This is a genomic window from Mucilaginibacter mallensis (genome assembly GCF_900105165.1).
Lineage (GTDB): Bacteria > Bacteroidota > Bacteroidia > Sphingobacteriales > Sphingobacteriaceae > Mucilaginibacter > Mucilaginibacter mallensis.
In genome coordinates this window covers 93,355-117,573 of the sequence record NZ_LT629740.1, presented here as the reverse complement: position 1 = coordinate 117,573, position 24,219 = coordinate 93,355, and the positions used below count along the sequence as shown (strand labels likewise).

At 39.9% G+C, this 24,219-nt stretch carries 24 protein-coding genes and 2 tRNA genes; 9 read left to right on the top strand and 17 right to left on the bottom strand.

The features are described from left to right. Positions 1-266 precede the first annotated feature (266 nt). From BLU33_RS00550 to BLU33_RS25450, 10 genes are all read right to left on the bottom strand, one after another. The gene (locus BLU33_RS00550; protein WP_091367696.1) at positions 267-1,082 is read right to left on the bottom strand and encodes a serine O-acetyltransferase; all 816 of its coding nucleotides are present in this window, start codon (positions 1,080-1,082) and stop codon (positions 267-269) included. Positions 1,083-1,280: 198 nt separating this feature from the next. Then, on the bottom strand, positions 1,281-2,153 hold the full coding sequence (gene cysM, locus BLU33_RS00545) for a cysteine synthase CysM (protein ID WP_091367694.1): 873 nt from the start codon (positions 2,151-2,153) through the stop codon (positions 1,281-1,283). Positions 2,154-2,462: 309 nt separating this feature from the next. Next, positions 2,463-3,272, bottom strand: coding sequence for a methionine ABC transporter substrate-binding lipoprotein MetQ (gene metQ, locus BLU33_RS00540; RefSeq protein ID WP_091367692.1), 810 nt, complete (start codon positions 3,270-3,272; stop codon positions 2,463-2,465). A 12-nt stretch (positions 3,273-3,284) separates the two neighbouring features. Continuing rightward, positions 3,285-3,923 carry a methionine ABC transporter permease MetI gene (gene metI, locus BLU33_RS00535; RefSeq protein WP_394331788.1) on the bottom strand — a complete coding sequence of 213 codons (639 nt, stop codon included), beginning with the start codon at positions 3,921-3,923 and terminating at the stop codon, positions 3,285-3,287. A gap of 10 nt (positions 3,924-3,933) precedes the next feature. Beyond that, positions 3,934-4,965, bottom strand: coding sequence for a methionine ABC transporter ATP-binding protein MetN (metN, locus tag BLU33_RS00530; protein ID WP_091367688.1), 1,032 nt, complete (start codon positions 4,963-4,965; stop codon positions 3,934-3,936). A 320-nt stretch (positions 4,966-5,285) separates the two neighbouring features. Further along, complete coding sequence (locus BLU33_RS00525; RefSeq protein WP_091367685.1) at positions 5,286-6,338, bottom strand: cysteine desulfurase family protein; 1,053 nt, start codon at positions 6,336-6,338, stop codon at positions 5,286-5,288. Positions 6,339-6,476: 138 nt separating this feature from the next. Continuing rightward, positions 6,477-6,547 (bottom strand) — tRNA-Cys (locus tag BLU33_RS00520). A gap of 127 nt (positions 6,548-6,674) precedes the next feature. Beyond that, positions 6,675-7,931, bottom strand: a complete 1,257-nt coding sequence (locus tag BLU33_RS00515; RefSeq protein ID WP_091367684.1) for a cation:proton antiporter — start codon at positions 7,929-7,931, stop codon at positions 6,675-6,677. 106 nt (positions 7,932-8,037) lie between these two features. After that, complete coding sequence (locus tag BLU33_RS00510; protein WP_091367682.1) at positions 8,038-8,841, bottom strand: phytanoyl-CoA dioxygenase family protein; 804 nt, start codon at positions 8,839-8,841, stop codon at positions 8,038-8,040. A 216-nt stretch (positions 8,842-9,057) separates the two neighbouring features. Further along, positions 9,058-9,252: a hypothetical protein gene (locus tag BLU33_RS25450; RefSeq protein WP_091367680.1), complete on the bottom strand. Its 195-nt coding sequence runs from the start codon at positions 9,250-9,252 to the stop codon at positions 9,058-9,060. 191 nt (positions 9,253-9,443) lie between these two features. On the opposite strand from BLU33_RS25450, the gene BLU33_RS00500 reads away from it, so the two are divergent. Beyond that, positions 9,444-10,547 carry an alpha/beta hydrolase-fold protein gene (locus BLU33_RS00500; protein WP_157682005.1) on the top strand — a complete coding sequence of 368 codons (1,104 nt, stop codon included), beginning with the start codon at positions 9,444-9,446 and terminating at the stop codon, positions 10,545-10,547. A gap of 294 nt (positions 10,548-10,841) precedes the next feature. Here BLU33_RS00500 and BLU33_RS00495 read toward each other — a convergent pair. Further along, positions 10,842-10,915 (bottom strand) — tRNA-Pro (locus BLU33_RS00495). Positions 10,916-11,183: 268 nt separating this feature from the next. Between BLU33_RS00495 and BLU33_RS00490 the strand changes: the two genes are divergently transcribed. Next, positions 11,184-11,741, top strand: coding sequence for a DUF4468 domain-containing protein (locus BLU33_RS00490; protein ID WP_091367677.1), 558 nt, complete (start codon positions 11,184-11,186; stop codon positions 11,739-11,741). A 20-nt stretch (positions 11,742-11,761) separates the two neighbouring features. On the opposite strand, the gene BLU33_RS00485 is transcribed toward BLU33_RS00490, so the two are convergent. Both BLU33_RS00485 and BLU33_RS00480 read right to left on the bottom strand, forming a co-directional pair. Continuing rightward, complete coding sequence (locus BLU33_RS00485; RefSeq protein WP_091367675.1) at positions 11,762-12,478, bottom strand: DUF2071 domain-containing protein; 717 nt, start codon at positions 12,476-12,478, stop codon at positions 11,762-11,764. A gap of 43 nt (positions 12,479-12,521) precedes the next feature. Further along, a complete protein-coding gene (locus tag BLU33_RS00480) occupies positions 12,522-14,438 on the bottom strand; it encodes an ArnT family glycosyltransferase (RefSeq protein WP_091367672.1) in 1,917 nt (638 codons plus the stop codon). 90 nt (positions 14,439-14,528) lie between these two features. Between BLU33_RS00480 and BLU33_RS00475 the strand changes: the two genes are divergently transcribed. Together BLU33_RS00475 and BLU33_RS00470 are read left to right on the top strand one after the other, a co-directional pair. Then, on the top strand, positions 14,529-14,918 hold the full coding sequence (locus tag BLU33_RS00475) for a YidH family protein (RefSeq protein WP_091367670.1): 390 nt from the start codon (positions 14,529-14,531) through the stop codon (positions 14,916-14,918). A 353-nt stretch (positions 14,919-15,271) separates the two neighbouring features. Next, positions 15,272-15,565: a putative quinol monooxygenase gene (locus BLU33_RS00470; protein ID WP_091367667.1), complete on the top strand. Its 294-nt coding sequence runs from the start codon at positions 15,272-15,274 to the stop codon at positions 15,563-15,565. An 85-nt stretch (positions 15,566-15,650) separates the two neighbouring features. Here BLU33_RS00470 and BLU33_RS00465 read toward each other — a convergent pair whose 3' ends face one another. From BLU33_RS00465 to BLU33_RS00455, 3 genes are all read right to left on the bottom strand, one after another. Further along, the gene (locus tag BLU33_RS00465; RefSeq protein WP_172829195.1) at positions 15,651-17,609 is read right to left on the bottom strand and encodes a PAS domain-containing sensor histidine kinase; all 1,959 of its coding nucleotides are present in this window, start codon (positions 17,607-17,609) and stop codon (positions 15,651-15,653) included. 353 nt (positions 17,610-17,962) lie between these two features. Beyond that, positions 17,963-19,399 (bottom strand): pyruvate kinase, encoded by a 1,437-nt coding sequence (gene pyk, locus BLU33_RS00460; protein WP_091367663.1) that lies wholly within the window; start codon positions 19,397-19,399, stop codon positions 17,963-17,965. A gap of 65 nt (positions 19,400-19,464) precedes the next feature. Further along, positions 19,465-19,890 (bottom strand): IPExxxVDY family protein, encoded by a 426-nt coding sequence (locus BLU33_RS00455; RefSeq protein WP_232009362.1) that lies wholly within the window; start codon positions 19,888-19,890, stop codon positions 19,465-19,467. Between the two features lie 144 nt (positions 19,891-20,034). Between BLU33_RS00455 and BLU33_RS00450 the strand changes: the two genes are divergently transcribed. From BLU33_RS00450 to BLU33_RS00430, 5 genes are all read left to right on the top strand, one after another. Continuing rightward, complete coding sequence (locus BLU33_RS00450; protein ID WP_091367661.1) at positions 20,035-20,271, top strand: acyl carrier protein; 237 nt, start codon at positions 20,035-20,037, stop codon at positions 20,269-20,271. Positions 20,272-20,288: 17 nt separating this feature from the next. Beyond that, on the top strand, positions 20,289-21,542 hold the full coding sequence (gene fabF / locus BLU33_RS00445; protein WP_091367659.1) for a beta-ketoacyl-ACP synthase II: 1,254 nt from the start codon (positions 20,289-20,291) through the stop codon (positions 21,540-21,542). A gap of 7 nt (positions 21,543-21,549) precedes the next feature. Then, positions 21,550-22,275 (top strand): ribonuclease III, encoded by a 726-nt coding sequence (rnc, locus tag BLU33_RS00440; RefSeq protein WP_091367657.1) that lies wholly within the window; start codon positions 21,550-21,552, stop codon positions 22,273-22,275. 208 nt (positions 22,276-22,483) lie between these two features. Next, the gene (locus tag BLU33_RS00435; RefSeq protein ID WP_091367655.1) at positions 22,484-22,957 is read left to right on the top strand and encodes a Panacea domain-containing protein; all 474 of its coding nucleotides are present in this window, start codon (positions 22,484-22,486) and stop codon (positions 22,955-22,957) included. A 1-nt stretch (position 22,958) separates the two neighbouring features. Next, complete coding sequence (locus BLU33_RS00430) at positions 22,959-23,309, top strand: hypothetical protein (protein WP_091367653.1); 351 nt, start codon at positions 22,959-22,961, stop codon at positions 23,307-23,309. A gap of 66 nt (positions 23,310-23,375) precedes the next feature. Here the strand turns inward: BLU33_RS00430 and BLU33_RS00425 are convergent, their stop codons facing one another. Further along, positions 23,376-24,119 carry a hypothetical protein gene (locus tag BLU33_RS00425; protein WP_091367651.1) on the bottom strand — a complete coding sequence of 248 codons (744 nt, stop codon included), beginning with the start codon at positions 24,117-24,119 and terminating at the stop codon, positions 23,376-23,378. Between the last annotated feature and the right edge of the window lie 100 nt (positions 24,120-24,219).

The following is a 24,219-nucleotide window of genomic DNA, read 5'->3' as shown; positions in this document are numbered from 1 at the left end:
TTGAGATTGTGATAAACCTTTAATGGTAGGCGAAGTCATGCGCGTAAAATTTCTGTGACAAATATATAATTATTTTTTAATTCTACAATTCCTATAGATTTTATAGATTTTAATTGATTTTTTAACAGGCACTCTTTGCCGGATATTTCAGAAAACCACGAACTCTGACCCTGTACTGTCAGTTTCGGCACATAAGTATGACGTTGAAGGATTAGGTATTGATGGTTAAAAGGTGATGCGATCTATATACGGGAGCAACAGCACTACTATAATTGTTCTTTTACTTCAATCCGCAACTGATGCGTATTAAAAACATGTGAATAAGGCTGAACACTTTTAGCAAGGAAAACGCTACCACCGATCACACTGCCATGGCCGATAACAGTTTGGCCACCTAATATGGTACTCCGAGCGTAAATAATCACGTTATCCTCTACCGTTGGGTGCCTTTTTGTTTCGGAAAGTTGTTTACTCACCTGCAATGCTCCTATGGTTACACCTTGATAAATAGTTACATTTTTACCTATTATACTTGTTGCACCTATAACTATCCCGGTACCGTGATCTATGCAGAAAGGTACGCCTATTTTGGCTTTTGGATGTATATCGACACCCGTTTTACCGTGTGCATATTCGCATAAAATTCGGGGTAAAATTGGTATTGCCAATTGGGTTAACCTATGAGCAATGCGATAAACCGCAATGGCATAAAAACCGGGGTAGGAAACGATTACTTCATGTATGCTGATAGCCGCCGGATCTTTTTCGTATATCATAGTTGCGTCCTGGCGCAGGTCAAGATAGATTTCCTTCAGCGAATCGTAAAAGGAATTTACAGCGTCTTCTATGCTAATATCGTTTGCATCAAGGTAACTTAACAAAATATTTATCAGATCGATTTGGTTCTTTTTAAGTTGCCCGCTATAAATAGATAATTTATTGGCTTGGTTATTGGGAAATAGAAATTCGAACAGATCAGAAAGCCAGGCCACACACTCCTTTGTTTTGGGTGTAGCTTCCCATTCCATTTTATGCGTTTGATGAAGAAGCGCTATGAAATCGTCCAAATTATTATCCCTCATAGATAAAATTATTTAAAGTCAATTACTAAAAGTTTTGAAATATAGTTAACGCTCTCTACAAACATATAAAAATCTATAGATTTAGTAGTATTAAACCTTCTTTTATCTATCGTAACGCAAACAATACGAAACTGAGTAAAATTGGTTCCGGGCAAATATAGTATGAGGTTATTTTTATGCCTTGTATAGATACTTTAGCTATCCGAAGAGGTTACTGCTCAAATATCGGTCGCCCCTATCGCAAGCGATGAATACAATAACGCCAGATGTTAGTTCTTCAGCCAATTTAAGTGCTGCGTAACAAGCACCACCCGAGCTCATCCCGGCGAATATACCTTCCACCTTAGCCAGTGCGCGAGCGGTTTCTATAGCATCGGTTTCGCTGATATCGGTGATATGATCTACACGATTCGGATCAAATATCTTTGGTAGATAAGCCTCGGGCCAGCGGCGGATCCCTGGTATAGAGGCGTCTTCCGTAGGCTGGCAACCTACGATTTGTATAGCTGTATTTTGCTCCTTTAAGAATTTTGAACATCCCATGATTGTACCCGTTGTACCCATTGCACTGACAAAATGCGTGATTTTGCCTTCCGTATCACGCCATATCTCAGGCCCCGTTGTTTTGTAGTGTGCCAGGTAATTATCCGGATTAGCAAATTGGTTAAGCAGGTAATATCCATTCGTTGCTCCTTTTCCCTCTGCATAATCGCGGCAAGCTTCGATACTATCTAGCAAAGTCACCTTGGCACCAAAAGCTTCCATTGTAAGTGTGCGCTCCCGCGTCGAGTTTGATGGCATTACCAGTTCAATTTCAAGGCTGTAAAGGCTGGCGATCATAGCGAGGGCTATTCCGGTATTACCACTTGTAGCTTCTATTAGTTTAGTGCCGGGCTTTATTTCACCGAGTTCTATAGCGCTCCGAATCATGTTGAGAGCAGCGCGGTCTTTCACACTACCTCCTGGATTATTACCTTCCAGCTTGGCATAAATTTCCACATCCGGATTTGTGTTGAGCCTGGTTAATTTAATAAGGGGCGTATTGCCTATAAGATCAATAATACCTGCCATAATGAGGAATTAATTTATTTTTTCGTCTGGCTAGCCGCCAAACAGTTTGTTAGTAGGATTATTTACTCGCAATTTAAGCATTCGAATTTACAGCCTTTTAATTGTCAAACATCTTTTTTGTTTATTTTGGGCATGGGAACAACATAGTGGCGCTAAGGATAATGATGTATTTTAATTTCATAATCTTAATTAACGTTCCCCAAATAGTTTTAGAGCTAGTAAACTTATAATGAACCTTTATTTTATAATATTCGGAAAGTTATAGAAGTTCATGTGAAACTCCGATCTAAAACTCCTGTTAATTGTCTATCACCAGCCTTTAATTGCCCCGCCTTTAAATGCTATTTCAGCAGCAGCTGCAACTTCGGGAGATTGATAGGACTTTACGAATTTCTTCACGTTATCCTGATCTTTATTATCTTCCCTTGAAACGATGATATTTACATAAGGAGATTTTTCATCCTCAACAAATAATCCATCCCGTTTAGCTACAAGGCCCGCCGGACCTGCAAAAGTGTTATTAATAATAGCAATAGTTACCTTTTGATCATCGAGCGCTCTTGGCAATTGTGGAGCTTCCAGTTCCAGGATTTTTAAGCTTTTAGGGTTAGCAACAATATCATTTACAGTTGGCAGCAAGCCTACATTATCTTTTAGTTTTACTAAACCGGCTTTTTGTAACAGCAGTAAAGATCTTCCGCTATTAGTAGGATCATTCGGGATAATAATTGTACTTCCATCTTTCAACTCCGTGATGCTTTTGATCTTTCCGGAATAACCCGCCAAAGGATAAACAAAGGTATTGCCGAGTATAGCAAATTTATAGCCACGCTGCTTTGCCTGCACATCCAAATAAGGCTTATTTTGAAAAACATTTAAATCAATGTCACCCTGACTCAGGGCCTCGTTAGGCATTACGTAGTCGTTAAATTGAACCAGGTCAACATCAAGCCCGTATTTTTCTTTAGCCACTTTCTGGGCTGCCTGTGCAACTGTGTACTCCGGCCCTGATTCAACACCAACTTTAATATGGTTAGAATTATTAGGCTGGGTTTTTCTTCCACATGCTGATAATCCAAGGGATATGACAACGATAGTAATGAGGGATAAATTTTTCATTTTTTATATAAATTATTTACGGTGGTCTACTTTTTTTGCAATAAACTCACCCGCAACTTGAATAATAAACACGAGTAAAACTAAAAGGACAAGCACTGTATTCATAACCACCACATCATAGCCCACATAGCCATACTGGTAGCCAATCTGCCCTAAACCACCTGCGCCAACCGCACCACCCATTGCTGAATAGCCAACCAGGGTAATAAGTGTGATTGATGCACTGCCAATAATGGAAGGCAGCGCTTCAGGAATCAGCACTTTAAAAACAATTTGCAATGGGGTTGCGCCCATTGAGCGAGCTGCTTCTATTAACCCACCTGGTATTTCGATCAAACTATTTTCCACCATCCTGGCAATAAAAGGCGCGGCGCCAATACTCAATGGCACCAGCGCTGCCTGAACCCCTATAGATGTCCCTACCAATGCCCTGGTAAAGGGAATCATCCATACAATCAGAATAATAAATGGGATGGACCGAAATATATTTACAAGTACAGATACTACACCATTTATCAAACGACTTTCAGATACCTGCCCCTTCCGGGTCATAAATAGCAATACTCCCGTAGGTAATCCTAGCAAAAAGCCAAAAAAACCGGACACGAAAGTCATGACAATGGTTTCCCATAAACCTTGTAGAATCATCATAAGCATAGGTTCAGACATAACCTAACACCTCCACTTCTATATGTTTACTGCGGTAATATTCAAGAGAATTTTGCGTATCTTTTTTACTACCTGTAACCTCTATAAGCATCACACCGTATTTCACCCCTCCTGTATAATCCATTTGAGCACTGATAATGTTGTTATCTACCTGAAACATCCTGCTGGCCTCAGACAAAATGGACGCTTCGGCCGAATGTCCGTTAAATTCCAGTTTGATGACCGGATGATTTTTACCCGCAGGTGTTGCTGAAAGGCGTTGTTCATATTCGGCAGGTAAGGTTGCGTGCAGCGAAGACGCGATAAACTGCTTTGCAATGGTAGTTTCGGGATAGGCAAACACTTCACTTATCGAGCCGCGCTCAATCAATTTCCCTTCGCTGATAATAGCTACTTCGTCGCAAATAGCTTTTACCACATTCATTTCGTGTGTTATAAGCAGGATAGTGATCTGGAAACGCTTGTTAATATCTTTTAACAGGTTAAGAATAGAAAGCGTTGTTGCTGGATCTAAGGCACTCGTTGCCTCGTCGCATAACAGCACTCTAGGGTTGTTTGCCAGCGTTCTGGCGATGGCTACCCGTTGTTTTTGCCCGCCCGATAAGTTTGCCGGATATTCATTTGCCTTATCCCCCAGGCCTACTAATTCCAGTAGCTCAGCTACCCGCTTTTTTATTTCGTCGCCCGGCCTATTGCTTAGCTCCAAAGGGAACGCCACATTGCCTGCTACGGTACGTGAGGATAGTAAGTTAAAATGCTGGAAGATCATTCCTATTTCCCGCCTCGCTTTAGCGAGCGCTGAAGGGGCAAGTTGAGTTAAATTAAGCCCGCCGATGATTACCTCACCCGAGGTTGGCCGTTCCAACAGGTTAACACAACGTATTAATGTACTTTTCCCAGCACCTGAAGCACCAATCACCCCCAGTATTTTACCCTTAGGAACTATCAGCGAAACATTAGACAAAGCGCTTACCTGGCTGTTTTTTTTATAAAATGTTTTTGTAATATTTCTCAGTTCGATCATTATGTCTGTTGTTCTTGATTAAATAATTCGATGCGTCAAAGGCCGCTGGGGTTTTGTATCGTAACATCGAACAAATGGCATAATCATGGTAAACCAACTATTAAGCTCTCTTTATCTGATTATTTAAATTTGATTTTATGCAAAGATAAATTATTCCATTATAGCCATAGATTATATAGATATTATGACACATACAAGAGATAACGATTATACTTACTTCGCTTTGAAGCGTGAGAATGGGTTCGAACCGTTGTTTAGAGTTTTCAAGGTTCCCGCATAACCGCTAAAGATTGAATATTTGTCCATCAAAATTGATGGGGTTAATAGTTGATGCGCGCAAAAACAGCAGACAAGTTATCTACCACGTAATCGATCTCTTCCAGAGTATTTAGCTTGCTAAAGGTAAAATAAATGATCTCAAAACCCGATTCAATTTTACCTGATACCGAAATTTCGCATTCATCGAGATACTGTTGTAAACTCCTATTTTGAAAAAGCGATGGAAATTTAACGCTCAAAAAAGCAAAATAACCTTTATCATCAAGCCCGTGATTACCTATAATTTCACTATCAGGGATGTATTCGCTTAGTTCTATCGCCAGTCGCTGTTTAAGCTGTCCGATATATTCACGTCTTTCTTCCAAACTATCATAAGCGAGCGTCAGTGCCTCCGTCAAACCAACTATGCTTACTATATTAGTATTTTCCTGTTCAGGATAAATCAAGCTGGTACGCCACCTATTATATAAAAAGCCGATGCCTGCCGGACCGTGGAACCTATCAGCCGAAGCAGATAAAAAATCAATCTTACTCAAGTCATATCGAAAATTGCCCGCCGTATAAGCTGCGTCGATATGTAAAAGTGATCGGTATTGCCTTGCAAGGTCCGTTATTTTTTGAATGTCGTTTAAACCTCCGGTTTCTACATTTGCGTGGCTAAGCGATATAAAATTATTGGTATTTTTCTTCAGTAAAACACCAAGATGATCCAGATCTACTGTTCCATCAGCTCCCTGTTCCAAGTAATTTATTTTTACATTAAACTTCCTTTGCAAGGTTAAAAATATAGCTACAGTTGAAGGATGCTCATATTTGCTAGTTATGATGTGGTCAATGCCGGTACTTTCAATTACTGAACTGATTGCCAACTTCAGCGATTCATAATGTCCCGAAGTAAACACAATTTCTTCACTGTTAACACCGAGAATGGCTGCCAGCTTTGACCTGTTCTTTTTAATAACTGTATTCGCCGCCCTACCATGCGCATGCAAGGCACTTGGTATACCGTAATTACCACGTAAATAAGGGAGCATAGTAATAAATACAGCCTCATCAATCACCGTCGATGTCGCGTTGTCAAAATAAACTTTCATAAAATCAAATTAAGCTTTAGCAGAAAGATAACCAGCCTGTCCTCTGCTGGCAGCAACAAGCGTTGGCCTTACCGATCATTCTTTCCGCTTCTGCAACTAAAAAAATACTAACCAATTATCTATTTTCATAAATAATTGAGGTCAGAAGCGGAATTGAACCGCTGTATCAGGTTTTGCAGACCTGTGCCTAACTACTCGGCCACCTGACCTTAATAAAATGCTTCAATGCTAAACCTAACGTGATTACTGAAACTATCGTGAAATAAGGGATAGTCGCCAATCGGTTTTAAGTCGGTTAGCCAGATCAGCAAATTTTTCATCGTGCTTTTTTAAAATTCATATTGGAGCCAGTTGTAATTTTTGCTCCTTTAAAAAATAATACTTCATAATTGGCCCCGAAATAACCATGGTAACCACTGTCATAACTACTAGTCCTTCAAACACAGGGCCGCTAATAATTTTAGCTTGTAAAGCAATTAAACCCAAAACAATTTCCTGTGAACCACGTGCATTCATGCCAAAAGCCACCGCTATGGATTCGTTCCTGGTCATGCCACTTAAGGAGCTCCCAATGCGGGCACCGATCAATTTTGCAAGGAAAGCGATTACCAGTATAAGTACTACTATTTCGAGGTTGAAATTGGATATGAAATTTAACCTTAATCCTACTGATGCAAAAAACAATGGAGCCAAAACGTTGATAGTAAATTGATGCAATACCTGCTTATGCGTCTCGGTGAAATACTCGGAATCGCTGATAGCCACCCCTACTAAAAATGCACCAAAAACTGCGCGTACACCAAGGGCTTCTGTAACCGCGGCACCTACAAAACAAAGGCAAACAGCTACCGTAAATACGTTACTCATCTTCCCGCTTTTACCAGCATAGGCAAGTAAGCGGTGAATAATCCAGCGGCCGCCGGTTAGCATAAACACCGCGAATAGTACAACTGTGATAACCGACCAAAAAGAAACCTGTTCTTTCCCGGCAATCATCATCTGGATGATGATTGAAAACAGTATCCACCCCAGAAAATCATCTACCATCGCTGCTGTCAATACTATATTACCAATCCTTGTTTTGAGAATATCCAGGTCGAGCAATATTTTAGTGATAACAGAAAGCGCAGTAATGGAAAGTGCAGTGCCAAAAAACAGCGATGTAACCAATTGGTTATTAAAGCCATTAGCAAAATGGTCTTTAAACAGGAACCACACTGTTACAAATCCAATTGCGAATGGAAATAATATACCGGATAAGCTAATGGCGATGGCTTGTTTCCCATTTTGCCTTATTTGTTTTAAATCAACTTCAAAACCTGCTATAAACATTAGGAGGATAATGCCAATATTAGCTATCCCGTCAAACGCCCCGCTGGCTTTTGGAGCTGAAATAAAGATAGCATTAAACAGACCCGGAGAAAAAGCACCCAATAAAGTAGGGCCAACAATTATTCCGGCAAAAATTTCACCAATAATTGCCGGGAGTTTATACCTGCGGCAAAGCTCGCCAAGCAGCCTGGCCGGTATTAGAATAATCAATAAGATGATTAAAAAGTGAATGATTTCTGTAGAGCTTAGTTTAGTAATCATATGTATGTTTTTAAGATCTGCCTGAACTTAATACCTGAACTTTTGCGGCCGTCAGTTTTTTCCGCCTGATAAAGTAGCCAATAATAATTGCTATGATCATGGCAATTTATTTAACAATTTTGGCCAGGCGCTGGTACAATGCCGTAGGACTATCCTCATTCTTCGGCTTATATTTCCCTGCTACTATCGGAATATAAATTACCCGCCTGCGGCTTTCCTCTCCCACTACCGATGACTGAGCCACCCGGTGCCAAAGGCGCCCATCGTGAATGGTGAGATCACCGGCTTTAGGCGTAATAGCTACTTCGTTCTCATCAACATCATGATCCAGAAAGTACTTTTTACGGAACAGCACCTGGTACAGGCTTTGTTTATGTGTTCCCGGCAGGATGCGCAGGCCACCATTATTGGGCGATGCATCACTCAGGTGTATGCCTACGTTCAGCATCGGGTTTAATTTTGTGCCGTGGAAAATATCGCGCAAGCCATCGGTATGCCAGCCCATTTTGGTAAAGCTGCTTTCCTCACTGTTTACATAATGATTAAAAACCATACCATCCTTTTCATCAACTCCTAAACGGGAGTCCGGTACCAGATCTAATAAAGTCTGGAAACGCGGATCGAGCGTAAACTCTGAAAGTAAGGGATGATGCTGATTGACGAATGCAAAACGTTGCACGATAACGGATCCGTCAAGGTCCTTACCATATTTGATCGGCACACCGTTTATCTTTTCAACGTTGTTCTCTGTCCAGTTTTTTTCCACCTCTTTTGATGCACGGATAATATCCCGCACTGTTTCGGGGTTGATAAAATTCTTAAAATGTATAAAACCGTTACGGTTAAAAAAAGCTTGTTGTTCGTCAGTAATTTCAGTACCAAGGCTGAACCTTTGATAAGTTGTGTCCATTAAAAATAAAAAGGAGGAATAATAAATGAATTTGTTAATTAAAAATACTTGTGGCATTTAACAACAACAGCAACACAAGCCAATCTGGGGGAAAGGCATTCGCATGGAGTTTGCGGTGTTTATCTTACTGTTTTGATTCATTTAACTCTATAATGTCTATATATATAGTAGACATTACAAATGTAGAGAAATATTTATCATACCAAAATTTATTTTCTATTTTTTATAAAGCCCTGCAGTAATACGTTCAATTAGCGATTTATTTATATACCGTGCGCCAATTGATGATAGCTTATTTAAAAACCCGGGTATAATCTCGGCCTTTTTCTTAAACATCCCCTCTACCTGTAATTCTGCCCTGACTGCATCCCTGATACATCGGCTTAGGGCTTCGTGGTTGATTAAATCCATGTCGCAAATGAAAATAAAAAAGCAGCGCGAGCGTGACCACGCAGATTTGCGTGGTTAAATTGAGGGTGTTTACAGCAAGCTAAGATAAGCTTGTATATAATTGTAATTTAAGCTGTTATAGCTTGTTGAAGGGATGGGATGATGAGATTAAGCTGTGCAAGTTTTAACTCCGCTTCTTAGCCGGTGTGATATTGAGCCAGCAGCGTAAAATCTGGATACATATTCCGAACAGCAACGGAGGGAATAAAGTTAAGGACAAAGGACATTATCCTGTTGTTTACGTGCTGGATGGCGATGATAATTTCAATACAGTTGTCAGTATAACGGAGCACATGGAAGAATCAGGTCTTTGTCCTCCAATAATTGTAGTTGGCATTGTGCCTGCAGATCGCTTAAGCGAACTCACAACCGCTACAGACAAAGAATTGCCTAACGTTGTAGGCAATGGCGATAAATTCATGTCTTTTGTGGAGAACGAACTAATTCCTTATATCGATACGAACTATCCAACCACAACTTACAAAACATTGATCGGTCATTCCCTGGGAGGCTTAACGGTCATCAACACGTTACTTCATCATCCAAATTGGTTTAACGCTTATGTTTCTCTCGACGCGTCATTGTGGTACAATCACAAGAAACCTGTGGAAGAAGCAAAGACAATCTTACGTACTCAAAATTATCAAGGAAAAACGCTATTCATGGCGATGGCCAATCGCCTGGAAAGAGAAATGGACACGCTAAGTGTCCAAAAGGATACAAACTCATTTACTGACCTTATTCGCAGTAACTTGGAATTTATTAAAATCCTCAATAACAATAAAAAAAATCAATTGCGATATAGCTACAAGTTCTATAAGGACGACGACCATCCATCAGTAAGATTAATTGGAGAATACGACGCACTGCGGTTTGTCTTTGGTTTTTACAAGCTAAAGATATATGACAGCGAACTGAGAGATCCAAACTTTAAGATAGATTCAGTACTGATTGCGCATTATAAAAAGGTTTCTGAAACTATGGGTTACCTGGTTAAGCCAGATGAAACTCAGGTTAATAATTTGGGATACGAAATGTTAGCTAAAAAACAATATAATAAAGCCGAGAATCTATTTAAGCTCAATATCGCCAATAATCCTTCTAGTGGTAATGATTATGATTCAATTGGCGATTTTTATTTGGCAATTAATAATAAAGCTAAAGCGATAGAAGCCTTCAAAAAGGCGTTAACGCTGCAAGCAATTCCAGAAACCAAAGAGAAATTAGAGAAGTTATTGAATGAGGGGGAAAAATAATTTAACAAAAGCATGGATTTGACTGATTTTGATGTGCCCCTTGAAAAGGGGCACTGATTTGAGTAAAAAACAGGTATCAAACCGCATCAAAATATGTCAAAATAAACCAATCAATTAATTTACTATCAATATATTAAAATACTTTTGGCAACCCAAACGTATGAAATTAAAATGGGTAACCGAATAGGTCTCATTTTCTTTGGTTTTACTTGAATAACTTGGGTTGAAATAAAAAGAAAAACCCCTTAAATCATACGATTTAGAGGGTTTTCGACTCGATTGGTATCGCTTTTGTCGGGATGGCAGGATTCGAACCTGCGGCCTCCACATCCCAAATGTGGCGCGATACCGGGCTACGCTACATCCCGAAAGGGAAAATTTCCGGAGTGCAAAGATATACGATGATGGGATAAATCCAAATGGAATGTGAAGGATTTATTACACGAACAGATATTTACTATTCCATTTTTGAACCTAAACCGTATATCACGTTGGCTGCTACTTTATTACTATTACTAAAGTTTAAATATAATCCTAAAACGGGGGGTGTTAACAAGCTCTTGTATCCGTTTAAATCACTGGCATATATTGTATTTTTAAAGTGAACTCGTTATGTTAGCACTCTAAACATATCACATGAAAAGAATTTTATTTTTTGTACTAATACTTATTAGCTCGGGTACAGCATTCGCCCAAAAGGATACCACGGGCTTAAACATCCCTGTTAAAGATGGTAATGTAGTTTATGAACGGGTGGTAGAAATTCCGGGAAAAAGCAAAGCAGACTTGTATAAAAATGCTAAACAATGGTTTGTTGATTATTTCAAAAGCTCAAGGGATGTGATTCAGAGTGAGGATAAGGGCGACGGTAAAATTGTAGGTAAGGGTATTTTACCGGTGCTGTTCAATGGCGCAATGGGCACACAAGTGATCTATGATGACAATTTAAGTATACAGGTTGATTGTAAAGATGGTAAATATAGAGTACGGATTTACGAACAGCTTTTAAGCAGCCCCGTAGGTGGGCAGGTTACTACTACACCTGAAGAATTAATTGCTAAGTTGCTGGGCACCGGCAGTTCTCCTTTTAATGCTAAGCAGGCCAGGCGCATGCTTGAAAGCATGAACAGTGAAATGCTATCTACCCTTGCCTCGGTAAACAGAGCTATGAGCGCGAGAACGGATGATTTTTAATAATTGGCGATCATACGATGTTAATAACAGCTTTTATCCGCAACTGATGACCACTCATGCGCAATGTTTGTCATGAGCAATGCATTATCAAAATGAACAGATCCTTTAGGAAAGATCTGTTCATTTTCAAAATAGCTTGATACAACTTTGCTTACTTCAAGAGGTTTAACTTCCCATTTATAAGTATTAAGTAATAAGCCGTCATATTTATTGTTGTTGGGAGAATAACCTAACGATCCCGCTTTAAAAAAGTTAGAAGCTGTTTCCAGATCCTTAAAAATAGACTTTGGATCAAATGAATCCGTTATCCTGGCATCAACGCTAATAATTGTTCTGTCAGAGCTGTTAAAAGCCACATGGTAATCATTCCCATTTTCCTGAACATCAAATTTTGCATGGTGGTGCTTACCAGGGAATACCCTGCCACCTGCAATAGTATTAAACAGGGATGAAGTATCCCTCCGTGGTACATAAACCCCTTCCTTCAGTTCACCATCTTCCACCCATTCTATTGCAATCCGGTGCGCACCGTTTTCTGATCCAATACCAACAAATGGAGGCAAGCCTTTAGGTCTGACTTGTTTTAGCCTGATGAGACATATCCCGGCAATAGCTTTACCTTCAACAAGTTTAGGCTTAAATGGTGACGGCACTATCAAGCTGGCTATATCGGCTTCAACTGTAAAGTTAACCAATATACGTCTGTCTATAACTCCGCTAAGAGTAGGTATCTTCATTTTTCAATAACTAATTTAGCATTGCATTAATATTATCCCAGAATTACCTGTACAAAAACAGATATTTATTCCCTGTACTTTGATTATAAAACCGTTTACCATTAAAGTCGATAAATGGATGATTTGTAGTTGTACTAATGATATAATCAAGCGTTGGTACAGTTTGCGGCAGCGACTTTGAAACATTATCAACCCCGATATAAAACGGGTTGATATGCCTGCTGAAACTATCTTTAAACAGGGGATATTCCCAGTCGTCAACACCGAAAAGGAGGCCTATATTTTTAGCGCCTGATTGTGATATAGCTGTATAAACCGCGTTATATTCATCGTAAACCAATGGGTTACCGGCAAAATAATTCTGGTACCGGCTATTGAACATGGTATTGGAATATGACCTCCTGATATTATGGAATACCACCAATAGCGCGTAAACCAAAAGTACCGGTGTAATTATGTACACTATCTTTTTAAACAGCTTACTAATACTTAAAGCATAACACACCAGCGGTACCGACAGTAAAAACATAGGCACATGCAGTCGGGATACCCATGGCTGCCATTTTAAGTAAGCGCAGAAGAATACCACCTGGAGTATCATTATCGCCAGCAATGTAGTAACTATGAACTCGCGATTGCCTTTTATTATACCCCATCCTAATATCACAAATGCGGCAGCGATCAATATAAAGTGGATCATATTGGGCCCGCCATCCTCATCGGTTACACCGCTATTTATAATGTAAATATTATTGCGGTAGTTAACAGCCGGATCGTTAATGTCCGTACCAGCTATAGCATGTAGCTCGTAGACCACTTTGGTTGAAACCTTCGCCACTGGCTTGGCATACATTAAACTAAAGTGCATGCCGGCATTCTTTATCACACTCGACAGGAATATACCCGCGCTCATTTTTTGGTTTGCATAGGTTTTCCCTTCTTCCTTGTCGGTACCCAATACATTTTTGCTATAGTTATAATTGCGGTAGTATTGCCCGGCATTTATACTTATGGATAGCACTGCTACCATCAACGGGAAAATCAGGTAATTATAGTTCCGGGTACGGAATAGGCACACTAATGATCCTATCCCCCAAAAAAGTAAAACCGGTGCCAGGTATATATAAGCTGTACCCTTTGTAAGTATGCCCAGGCCAACGGCCAGCCCTAAAAATAAATGATCGCTAAACCGGCCACTCTTAACTGCCCTGAGCGCAAAACAGCATGCCGCGATAATAAAAAAGGAAACTACAATATCATTTTGCGTGCTTGATGCTTCCAGCACCACCTCGGGAATGGTAACGGCCAATACTACTGCAATTACTTTGTAGCTGCGATTTAAACCAAACTCTTCAAGTATCAGCACAATGCCAACAACGGTGAGTAACAGAAAAAACAACTGTACCGGGTTGGCAAAGTAATCGCCTTTGCTCAGGATGGCAATGTGGGCGATCAGATATTCGGCAAAGGGCGGCTCATACAACTGCCTTACAACGTGGGTAGGATAATAAGCAACCGACTGGTGGCTTACCCAACTGGTAATACGGGCCATGTGATAGGTCATGGAGTCCCAGTTATTGGGCGGATATATGATGCCCTGCGCAAAAATCAGCAGCAGTATTACAGATACGCTGCCCAGTAAAATTTTCTCGAAAATGCTGAGACTCTTAAATACATTATAAATATTTTGACTTAAGTTGCCGGTAAATACAGCTAATTTTTCCTTTTTAAGATATAGATAGAGCAGGCTACCAATTAAAACTATACTCCATGAAATTAAGATTGATTGAAAGTTGAAGCAGTGCAGAATGCTTAGTATTTCAGTAATGAATACTACGAGTGTAGAAAAAACAAGTACCGTTATCAGCAAAACTTCCTTTTTACCGGTTGCCTGTGATTGAAAAGCGCCAATACTTAAAAAGATGGAAATAAAGCAGAGTATGAGTAGGGTAAGGGCCATTAATACTATATTATGAAGCCCAAAGATAAATAAACCACTTTAGCAATGTGGTAACACAAATTCAAGTTTTATCGTTATAATGCTAAACCTATGAAAGAGAACGAAAATCAGCCTATTGCTAACCCATCAGATCATTTAGCAAATGAACGCACATTTCTGGCCTGGATACGAACCGGCGTGGCCATAATGGGGTTTGGATTTGTTGTGGTAAAATTCGCGCTGTTCATCAAACAAATCTCCTTTGTAATAACAGACAAACAAACCGTTTTGCCCACTAAGGGCCATTCCAGCGAAATTGGGATATTGTTAGTTGTATTGGGTGCATTCATCGTATTATATGCTTATGTACGATATAGCATCACTGAAAAACAATTGATAAACAAAGCCTATAAACCATCTTCAATCCCCGCATTAATACTAACACTGGCTATAGTTATTATCGGCGCCTTATTAGCCATATATCTTATCCCCGGCGTGTAGTTTGCATGCGGTGTAATAACGTTGAAGTAAGTTCAGGATGCGATCATACAGATTGACGATAAACCAATCTGTTTACCCACTTGATTATAATATGATTAATAATCCGGCGACGATCATGACCTTTAAGTTGTTTGCCGAACTTATTTCTTTCCATCTTAGCTCTATTGAAAAAGCATAATTTAAACCAACGGCTACTGTATCATCTTAAGTACACACGCCCTGCATTACGTTTTACTTTTTTGTATTAATTGTAGTGTAAGGAATATACGTTAAACCCGACTAAGTTTTTACAAAACAAAACCGGTCGTCCCCCTATTAACGTAAATAACCAATCAGCATTAAAAAATTAAATCATGGTAAAATTCGCATTACTGGCAACCCTTGAGGCTAAACCAGGTAAAGAACAGGAAGTAGCAAGCTTTTTAAAAAGCGCAATACCTTTAGCTATGGCTGAAACCGGAACCATTAACTGGTATGCCTTGCAATTTGGCGCATCAACCTTTGGCGTTTTCGATACGTTTGAAACAGAGGAAGGCAGAAATGCACACTTATCCGGCGAGATTGCAAAAGCTTTAATGGCAAATGCGCCAGACCTGTTCTCTAAAGACCCGGTTATACAGAAAGTTGACCTGTTGGCTGTTAAATAATACGCACTATCGCTATACAAATATTATACTGTCCGATGTCTCTGACACCGGACTATTACGCCTGTAGACTGCGTCTACACATCTGCTACCGCAATGGTAATGTAAACCAAAAGGTACTGCCTTTGCCTAATTCGCTTTCCACGCCAATTTCTCCGCCATGTTTCCTGATTATTTCGGCGCATATATATAAGCCCAGGCCTAAGCCGGAGTTATTGAAACCACCGGGCTGGGCCTGGTAATAACGTTCAAACAGGTAAGGGATCTTATCGGCTGAAATGCCGGGGCCATTATCTTTAACAGCTATCCTCATCATGCTACCCACCTTTTCACTTATCAGAAATATTTTTGGTGAATCGGGCGCATATTTTACCGCATTGTTCACAAAGTTTACTAATACCTGGTCAATGGCATGTTCATCAGCAAACACAGTGAGCATTTTATCGCCCTGAAATATGAGCTCGTGTTTACCGGCAACTCGTACATGGTTACAGCAGCCCTCCAATAATTCCGATACATTAAAGATAGACTTATTCAGTTTCAACTGTGTTTCTCTTGTACGGCTCACATTTAACAGGTCATCAACCAAAGTGCTTATTTTTTTAACCCCCTTAATCGACTGATCTATCAGCTTTGGTATTAATAGTGATGACCTGTCGCCCTTTATTTTCTCCAACAATTGCAGTGATGCCTTTAAACTGGTAATAGGTGTTTTAAGCTCATGACTGGCAATACTTATAAAATCGTCCTTTTGCTGCTCAAGGCGCTTAACCTGCGTTATATCAAGCAGTGTCCCCAATATTCTTAAGGGGCTGCGTTCTTTACCATAATAAACCTTGCCCTGCACCCGTATCCAATGTACCGATCTGTCAGGGTGTATTATTCTTGCTTCGTAAAGTAGTTTCCCGTTTAGCAGGGCTGCTTCATGGGCCGCCTCACGGTTATGCCTGTCATCAGGATGTATCGCGTCTTTATATTTTTTCCAGGATACATGGCTGTTAAAACCCAAAATAGCATCAAAGCGTTCGGAGGTCAGCATTACATTTTTTACAACATTCAGGTCAAAAGTTCCTATTTCGGCAGCTTCAACGGCCAGCCTTACTCTTTCTTCCATGTCCTCAATACTGCGCCTGGCAATCACTTTGTCTGATACATCAATGGCCAGCACCATTATAGCGCTCACCATACCATCGTTTTTTACCGGCTCATAAACAAAGTCAATAAAAACCGTTTCAGGTACGCCGTCTCTTATTAAAACAAGCTCATGTTCTATGGCATTAAATGGAACGCCGCTATTAATTACATCATTCATAATAGGCGCATAAATATCAGCTGCTTCAGGTATTGCACCCCATATGGTATGATTTTCCAGCTCGCTGCGCTTTTTACCTACCAATTCAAGGTAATTATCATTTACGTCCTGTATAAACAGGTCATGGGCCCTTATTATGCATATCCCAACAGGCGCCTGCTTAACCATGTTACGAAAACGGATATCACTTTCCTTAAGGTCTTCATAAAGCTCAAACAGTTCCTGGCGCGATTCACTCAACTCCTCGTTCGATGCGTTCATCTCTTCATTGGCGGCCTGCAACTCTTCATTGGCTGCCCGTAGTTCTTCAGTTAGGTCCTGTTCCCTGTTCTTAGCCAGCATACGCTCGCTTACATCTTTTGCTGTGTGCAAAATGCAGTAGGTTTGGCCTGCACTGTTTTTTACCGCACGATATTCATAATCGAAATAAAATGTCTGGAGTATACCATCAACTATTAATTGAGCACGCGTGTCAGTGCCTTTAATAGTTATGCCCTCATCCCATACTTTTTTAAACATTTCAATAAAAGGCTGCCCTTTTAGTTCGGGCAAAGCATTTTCAAGTGATTTTCCTATAACATCTTTTCCCTTGCCCCAGAAAGCTAGCATAGCATCATTAGCATATTGTATTACAGCATCTTCAGTAACATGGATAGCGGTTGCGTCTCCAGAAAAAGACAATACATTTAATAACTCTTCATTATTTAAATTTAAGGGCTGCTGGGCGTTACTCATTGATGGATAGTGGAAAAAAGTAAAGATATAATAAAGCATTAACAGCAAAAGCTATGCCTATACTTTATTAAAATATTATTTAGGTTGATAAATTATATATAACTATTGATGTTTAATCAAGTCATATTTTTTTCTAGAGGAACCATAGGTGTTGGGAAGATTAAAAAAGAGGTCATGCTGAGGCACTTGAAGCATGCGGGCAAAGGCCTTTACGCTTACCCTTCGAGTGCCAGTATGACCCCACGCTCAATATTTGTAGAAAATATATTCTTCCGAACACTTTTTCTACGGAAACAAAAAAAGCCTCTCCAAAATTTGGAGAGGCTTTTAAAATTTCAAAATGTTATACCAACTTATTCAATAACGCTAACCTTTAGCATATTGGTTTTGCCTTGTTTGTAAATTGGCACTGCTGCAGTGTTAATTACTACATCGCCAGTTTTTATCAACAGTTCATTTTTAAGGGCAGCGTTTACATCGCTTATGCTTTGATCGGTACTTTCCAGCTTATCGTAGTAAAACGCTTTTACACCCCAAACCAGGCTCAACGCGTTAAGCAATTGCTTGTTTGATGTGAAAATATAAGTACTTGCTTTAGGGCGATAGCTTGATATTTCATATGCGGTATAACCTGATACGGTCATGGCTACAATACCTACCGCGTTGGTGTGCTCAGCTAAATATACTGCCGATCCGCAAACTGCGTCTCTCAAATACTCAGGTGAAGCAGGATCCATATTGGTTTCCTTTGCCGAGTTATACGGATAACCCAGTTCTTCAACATTGCGTACAATTTTAGCCATAGTTTCAATAACTATTACCGGGAATTCACCAACCGATGTTTCGCCGCTAAGCATTACCGCATCAGCACCATCAAGTACAGAGTTGGCAACGTCATTAACTTCGGCACGTGTTGGGCGCGGGGTGGTTATCATTGATTCCAGCATCTGGGTAGCAACAATTACCGGTTTTGATGCCGCGCGGCATTTACGGGCTATCATTTTTTGTAACAAAGGCACTTCTTCAAGCGGCATTTCAACACCAAGATCGCCACGGGCAACCATTACGCCATCAGTAACAGCAATAATTGCATCAATGTTATCAATAGCTTCAGGTTTTTCAATTTTAGCAATAACACGGGCAGCGCTGCCTTTTTGGTTAATGATATGTTTTAGTTCAACTATATCCTGAGCGTTACGCACAAATGAAAGGCCTATCCACTCTACATCCTGCTCCAAAGCAAAATGCAGGTGCTCCAGGTCATCTTCGGTTAAGCTTGGGATAGATACTTTAGTGTTTGGCAGGTTAACACCTTTGCGTGATGTTAATATACCGCCGTGTATAACTTCACAAACAACTGCATCTTTCCTGTTGGTTTCAATAACTTTCATCTGGATCTTTCCGTCATCAAGCAAAATAATTTCATTTGCCTGTACATCCTGAGGGAAAGTATCATAAGTAATGTAGATCTGGTTATCGTCACCTATACACTCATGGGTTGTAATATTAATGTGAGTACCGTTAACCAGGTGAATACCTCCATCTTTTACCAAACCAATACGGATCTTTGGTCCCTGTAAATCGGCAAGTATGCCAACATTGGTTTTATATTCTGCATTTATTTCGCGGATAGTGTCGATCACTTTTTTATGATCTTCAACCTTTCCGTGCGAAAAATTTAATCGGCAAACATTTACGCCAGCCTTTATCATGGCTAATAATACCTCTTTTGGCGATGATGCAGGCCCCATGGTAGCAACAATCTTGGTTCGGTTATACTCTAATTTCATAATTTTTAGTTTAATGTGGCTATAAGCCTTTATATAGTGTAGTTAGAACACTTTCAATTTCGGCGCTAAAATAGAAGATTTTCACGTGATTTTATTTTTTTTGGATCAATCTTTACCGCGGCAACAATTTCGGGGATACGGTTAAGGCCCGATATCAGCTTTTCAAGGTCCTCATCATCAATATAATTCTTGATCATAAAAAAATAATCCGTCTTGCGCATTTCGGGTACAAGGTAACCATCTGATCCTTTATTGGCTATAAAATAAAAAAAAGTATCGCTGGCCTCCCAGTGGTAGGTATACATAGAGAAGTAGACGGATTCCGGACTATGGTTAATATCAATAGCCAGATCGCTGGTTTTCAGGAAATTAAAATTCAAATACTTGTTAATTAAATAACAAATACGATAATCTTTCAGCGATGTTGTAACTGCAATCAGCACAAAATCAAGATCGATCTCAAACTTTAAGATTTTTCTGTTCAAAATCATTACATTTGCCGCGGTAAAAATACAAATTGAAACCTTTGCAAGTAAAATTTTGTTGAGCTAAATATGTAAAAAGTTTTAGATTTGATATTTAACAGAATTTATTTTTCTTTGCACTGAAATTATTAATCATTAAACTATAAGACTATGTCTGATATCGCTTCAAGAGTAAAAGCTATAATCGTAGAAAAATTGGGTGTTGACGAAAACGAAGTAACCCCGGAAGCTAGCTTCACCAATGATCTTGGTGCAGATTCTTTAGACACCGTGGAACTGATCATGGAATTCGAGAAAGAATTCAATGTGGCTATCCCTGACGATCAGGCTGAAACTATTGGTACAGTTGGCCAGGCTGTTGCTTACCTTGAAAAAAACGTTAAATAAACTCCTTAAATTTACTAATGGAGTTTAAAAGAGTCGTTGTAACCGGGCTTGGGGCACTTACTCCAATTGGCAACAGCGTTCCTGAATATTGGGAAGCGTTGATCAATGGAGTGAGTGGCGCTGCGCCTATTAAGAGCTTTGATACGTCGAAGTTCAAAACTAAATTTGCGTGCGAAGTGAAAGGCTTCGACGCAGATGCCTTTTTGGGCAGAAAAGACGCCAGGAAACTGGATCCCTTTGTTCAATATGCCCTTTATTCAACCGAAGAAGCCGTAAAAGATGCCGGTCTGGATTTCAGCACGCTGGATACCAGCCGTATTGGCGTTATCTGGGGATCAGGCATTGGCGGGTTAAAAACGTTTTTGGATGAGATAACCAATTTTGCCAAAGGCGATGGTACTCCTCATATAAACCCGTTCTTTATCCCTAAAATGATTGCTGATATTGCCCCGGGCCATATCTCTATCAAATACGGCCTTCGTGGGCCAAACTTTACCACCGTTTCCGCTTGTGCTTCGTCCAACAACGCGCTTATTGATGCCTTTAACTATATCCGTATGGGTAAGGCCAATATGTTTGTTACCGGCGGATCAGAAGCCATTATAAACGAAGCTGGTATAGGCGGTTTTAACGCTATGCACGCCCTGTCAACACGTAACGATGATCCGGCAACGGCATCACGTCCGTTTGATCTGGACCGTGATGGTTTTGTGGCAGGCGAAGGTGCAGGTACTCTTATTTTAGAGGAACTTGAACACGCTAAGGCAAGAGGCGCTAAAATTTATGCTGAAATGGTTGGCGGAGGCATGAGTGCCGATGCTTATCATATGACAGCACCACATCCTGACGGACTTGGAGCAGCCATTGTAATGAGGGAAGCTTTACGCGATGCAGGTTTGAAACCTGAAGACATTGATTATGTGAATGTTCACGGTACATCAACCCCGATAGGTGATCCGCAGGAAATAAAAGCGATTGAGAATGTTTTTGGCGACCATGCTTATAAGCTTAATATTAGCGCAACCAAATCAATGACCGGGCACTTATTAGGTGCAGCGGGCGCTGTTGAGGCTATTGCTACTATAATGGCCATGAACCATGGTATCATTCCACCAACAATAAACCATTTTACTGACGATCCGGCGTTCGACCCACGGATTAACTTTACATTTAATACTGCCCAGAAAAGAGAGGTAAGGGTGGCCCAGAGTAATGGGTTTGGCTTTGGCGGTCATAATGCTTCTGTGATATTTAAAAAACTAGAAGATTAAAATTTAGATGCCTATAAGTCGTTTTTACAAACTTTACTTATCGCCTAACAGAAAATATGTAAAAGTGTTAAAGAATTTGCTCGGCTTTGTTCCGGGCAATTTATCTTTATACAGGCTTGCTTTTCGCCATAAATCTGTAGCCCAAAACATAAAAAAAGGAGTAAAGAATAGTAACGAACGCCTTGAGTTTCTGGGTGATGCAGTATTGGGTAGCGTTGTTGCCGAAGTGCTCTTCAAACTATACCCGTATGAGGATGAAGGTTTCTTAACCGAGCTGCGATCAAAGATCGTAAGCCGTGTAAACCTTAACCAGCTTGCCCGCAAACTTGGCTTTGATAAACTGATAGAGTTTGATAGCCGCGCGCTAAACTCATCAAGGCAAGGCTCATTATTGGGCGATGCTTTTGAGGCTTTAATAGGCGCCGTATACCTGGATAAGGGCTACGACTTTACCCGCAATTTTTTGGTGAACCACATCATCAAATCACACATTGATATCCACACGCTGGAGCAAACCGAAACAAACTTTAAGAGCAAGCTGATTGAATGGTGCCAGCGCCATAGCAAAGATATCTCGTTCGACCTGGTGAACAATACTGAAGGCGAGAACGTAAAGTTATTCACCGTACAAGCCAGTGTCGATGGCGACGTGGTGGGCCTTGGAAAAGAATTCAGCAAAAAGAACGCGGAGAAACTTGCTGCTGAAAGAGCTTGTGAAACCTTGGGAATCTAAGCCCATCGTACTAAGATACAGCCTAATACTATTTTGGATAAAAATTTTATCATTTGCATATTGTTTTTTTAGATTTATTCCAACAGTGCAAAACTTTTTCACTGCTCAACTGCAAATTTCAAACTATGATTGTTTAAATTGCGTAAAATATTCCCTTACCTGCCCTCGTACACTTGACAATAACTAATATTTTTAGTAAATTAGCATTATGTATTCAGCATCACTTATAGCAGCCGCAATAGTTCAGAAAGCTATCGATGAGGGCGATCCGGTAACACAAATGAAACTTCAAAAGATGGTTTATTTCGCTAACGGATATAATTTAGCTAAAAGAGATCAAAAATTAATTGAGGAAGATTTTCAAGCCTGGAAGTTTGGTCCGGTTGTTCCAACTATATATAATGATTATCAGCTTTATGGCAATATGGCGATATCAAACTTTGATAAATCAAGATCGATATATGGATCGCTTGGTTTTGATGAATCTTCTTTAGGTGAAGATGCTAAAGATGCTATAAATTATACATGGAAAGCAACCGCACACTTATCAGCGGCCGATTTATCAAAGTGGACGCATAAAGAAGATGGACCATGGGCAAAAGTATACAATCAACTTGAACCATCGATCAAAATAGATGACAATGATATAAAGGCCTATTTCAAGAATTTTTTATATTCTTAAAATGAGTTCAGAGCCTAAAAATCCCGAAGATTTACATTTTGAACGGGGCACACCCAAAGATTATCTATTGAGTGAGGCTAGTTATATTGCAGAAGAAAGAGATAGGGCCGAATCCAAAGAGAAATTAAAAGGAAATAAACAAGATCGAAAGGAAAGAAAACTTTATGCAAATCTATCCTTTGTTCTTATTTGTATGTGGCTAATAATAGTTTTGGCAATATTTGTAGCTATTGGCCAAAAAAAATTAACTTATTCGGATACAGTAATAGTGGCGTTACTGACAACAACTACAGCCAACGTAATAGTTATATTTAATTTTGTGATGAAGTACTTATTTAATACTGGCAAATAATTATCTTGTTTGTTATATGAGTAATAGCTAATGGTTTGTCCCCAATCATATAATTACATTTAGAGGCTAATAAAGCTTTTCCATCGGCATATCATTCTTATGCACTTTAAAATACTCCAGGTATTGTTTAATATGGGTGATCAGCTCATAGTCGTTCCACTGTTTTATGTCGTCAGCCGATGGCGTGTATTGCTGCATAAATTTTACCACATCGCTATCCGGCAGTGCTGTAACGTGTTTCACCAGTTGGGGGTTATAACGTTTACGTATACCAGCTGCCTCCATTTCATCTTTTGAAAACTTAATGAAATGGCGCTCGTTTTTGGCATCACGACTAAACAGCTCATACAAACCCGTTATAGGCGAGCCACCAAATGGGTTAAATAGTAACGCCGGCGGTTTGCCATCAAAGTATAAGCCCTTGCTGCGGTAGGTATTTACTACGTCGTTCAACTCCTGCATGGTGCTTTTGTCTTTTATATTAACCTGGTCTAACTCTATCACCGGCTGCATGTATATAAATATATCTTCCGGGCCGGCCACCAATTGTTTTTGATCGGCAAATCCTATTTTACTAAATAGTAGCGTATCCCCAACGGCAGTCTTGATGTTAAAGCCACCAAGCTCATCGCTCATCATTACCACCCGTGTTTTCAGGTCGGTAATAACAGCTTGTGCCAGTCTTTCAGTATTCCCTCGCTTACATACCACGCCTTTAATGTTAAGTGGCTGTTGCTGCGCGTTTACAATAAATGGCAGGCAATATAGGGTGGTTATAAGAAGATATATTTTAAATTTATTCAGCGTCATCCGTTATTAAAGGGGCAAAGTTAATGATTGTGGTTTAGATCAGCGGTTACAAATTAACGGACAGATGGGTATGTTATTACCTTAAATTAACTAATCTACA

Excerpts from the sequence above, each read along its gene's own strand:
- BLU33_RS00510 (WP_091367682.1), bottom strand. The coding sequence starts at position 8,841 with ATGGACACAACTTATCAAAGGTTCAGCCTTGGTACTGAAATTACTGAC.
- BLU33_RS00450 (WP_091367661.1), top strand. The coding sequence starts at position 20,035 with ATGTCTGATATCGCTTCAAGAGTAAAAGCTATAATCGTAGAAAAATTG.
- BLU33_RS00475 (WP_091367670.1), top strand. The coding sequence starts at position 14,529 with ATGAAAGAGAACGAAAATCAGCCTATTGCTAACCCATCAGATCATTTA.
- BLU33_RS00425 (WP_091367651.1), bottom strand. The coding sequence starts at position 24,119 with ATGACGCTGAATAAATTTAAAATATATCTTCTTATAACCACCCTATAT.
- BLU33_RS00485 (WP_091367675.1), bottom strand. The coding sequence starts at position 12,478 with ATGAAGATACCTACTCTTAGCGGAGTTATAGACAGACGTATATTGGTT.
- BLU33_RS25450 (WP_091367680.1), bottom strand. The coding sequence starts at position 9,252 with ATGGATTTAATCAACCACGAAGCCCTAAGCCGATGTATCAGGGATGCA.
- metN (WP_091367688.1), bottom strand. The coding sequence starts at position 4,965 with ATGATCGAACTGAGAAATATTACAAAAACATTTTATAAAAAAAACAGC.
- cysM (WP_091367694.1), bottom strand. The coding sequence starts at position 2,153 with ATGGCAGGTATTATTGATCTTATAGGCAATACGCCCCTTATTAAATTA.
- metQ (WP_091367692.1), bottom strand. The coding sequence starts at position 3,272 with ATGAAAAATTTATCCCTCATTACTATCGTTGTCATATCCCTTGGATTA.
- BLU33_RS00480 (WP_091367672.1), bottom strand. The coding sequence starts at position 14,438 with ATGGCCCTTACCCTACTCATACTCTGCTTTATTTCCATCTTTTTAAGT.
- BLU33_RS00435 (WP_091367655.1), top strand. The coding sequence starts at position 22,484 with ATGTATTCAGCATCACTTATAGCAGCCGCAATAGTTCAGAAAGCTATC.
- BLU33_RS00470 (WP_091367667.1), top strand. The coding sequence starts at position 15,272 with ATGGTAAAATTCGCATTACTGGCAACCCTTGAGGCTAAACCAGGTAAA.
- BLU33_RS00515 (WP_091367684.1), bottom strand. The coding sequence starts at position 7,931 with ATGATTACTAAACTAAGCTCTACAGAAATCATTCACTTTTTAATCATC.
- metI (WP_394331788.1), bottom strand. The coding sequence starts at position 3,923 with ATGATGATTCTACAAGGTTTATGGGAAACCATTGTCATGACTTTCGTG.
- fabF (WP_091367659.1), top strand. The coding sequence starts at position 20,289 with ATGGAGTTTAAAAGAGTCGTTGTAACCGGGCTTGGGGCACTTACTCCA.
- pyk (WP_091367663.1), bottom strand. The coding sequence starts at position 19,399 with ATGAAATTAGAGTATAACCGAACCAAGATTGTTGCTACCATGGGGCCT.
- BLU33_RS00525 (WP_091367685.1), bottom strand. The coding sequence starts at position 6,338 with ATGAAAGTTTATTTTGACAACGCGACATCGACGGTGATTGATGAGGCT.
- BLU33_RS00490 (WP_091367677.1), top strand. The coding sequence starts at position 11,184 with ATGAAAAGAATTTTATTTTTTGTACTAATACTTATTAGCTCGGGTACA.
- BLU33_RS00455 (WP_232009362.1), bottom strand. The coding sequence starts at position 19,890 with ATGATTTTGAACAGAAAAATCTTAAAGTTTGAGATCGATCTTGATTTT.
- BLU33_RS00550 (WP_091367696.1), bottom strand. The coding sequence starts at position 1,082 with ATGAGGGATAATAATTTGGACGATTTCATAGCGCTTCTTCATCAAACG.
- rnc (WP_091367657.1), top strand. The coding sequence starts at position 21,550 with ATGCCTATAAGTCGTTTTTACAAACTTTACTTATCGCCTAACAGAAAA.
- BLU33_RS00430 (WP_091367653.1), top strand. The coding sequence starts at position 22,959 with ATGAGTTCAGAGCCTAAAAATCCCGAAGATTTACATTTTGAACGGGGC.
- BLU33_RS00465 (WP_172829195.1), bottom strand. The coding sequence starts at position 17,609 with ATGAGTAACGCCCAGCAGCCCTTAAATTTAAATAATGAAGAGTTATTA.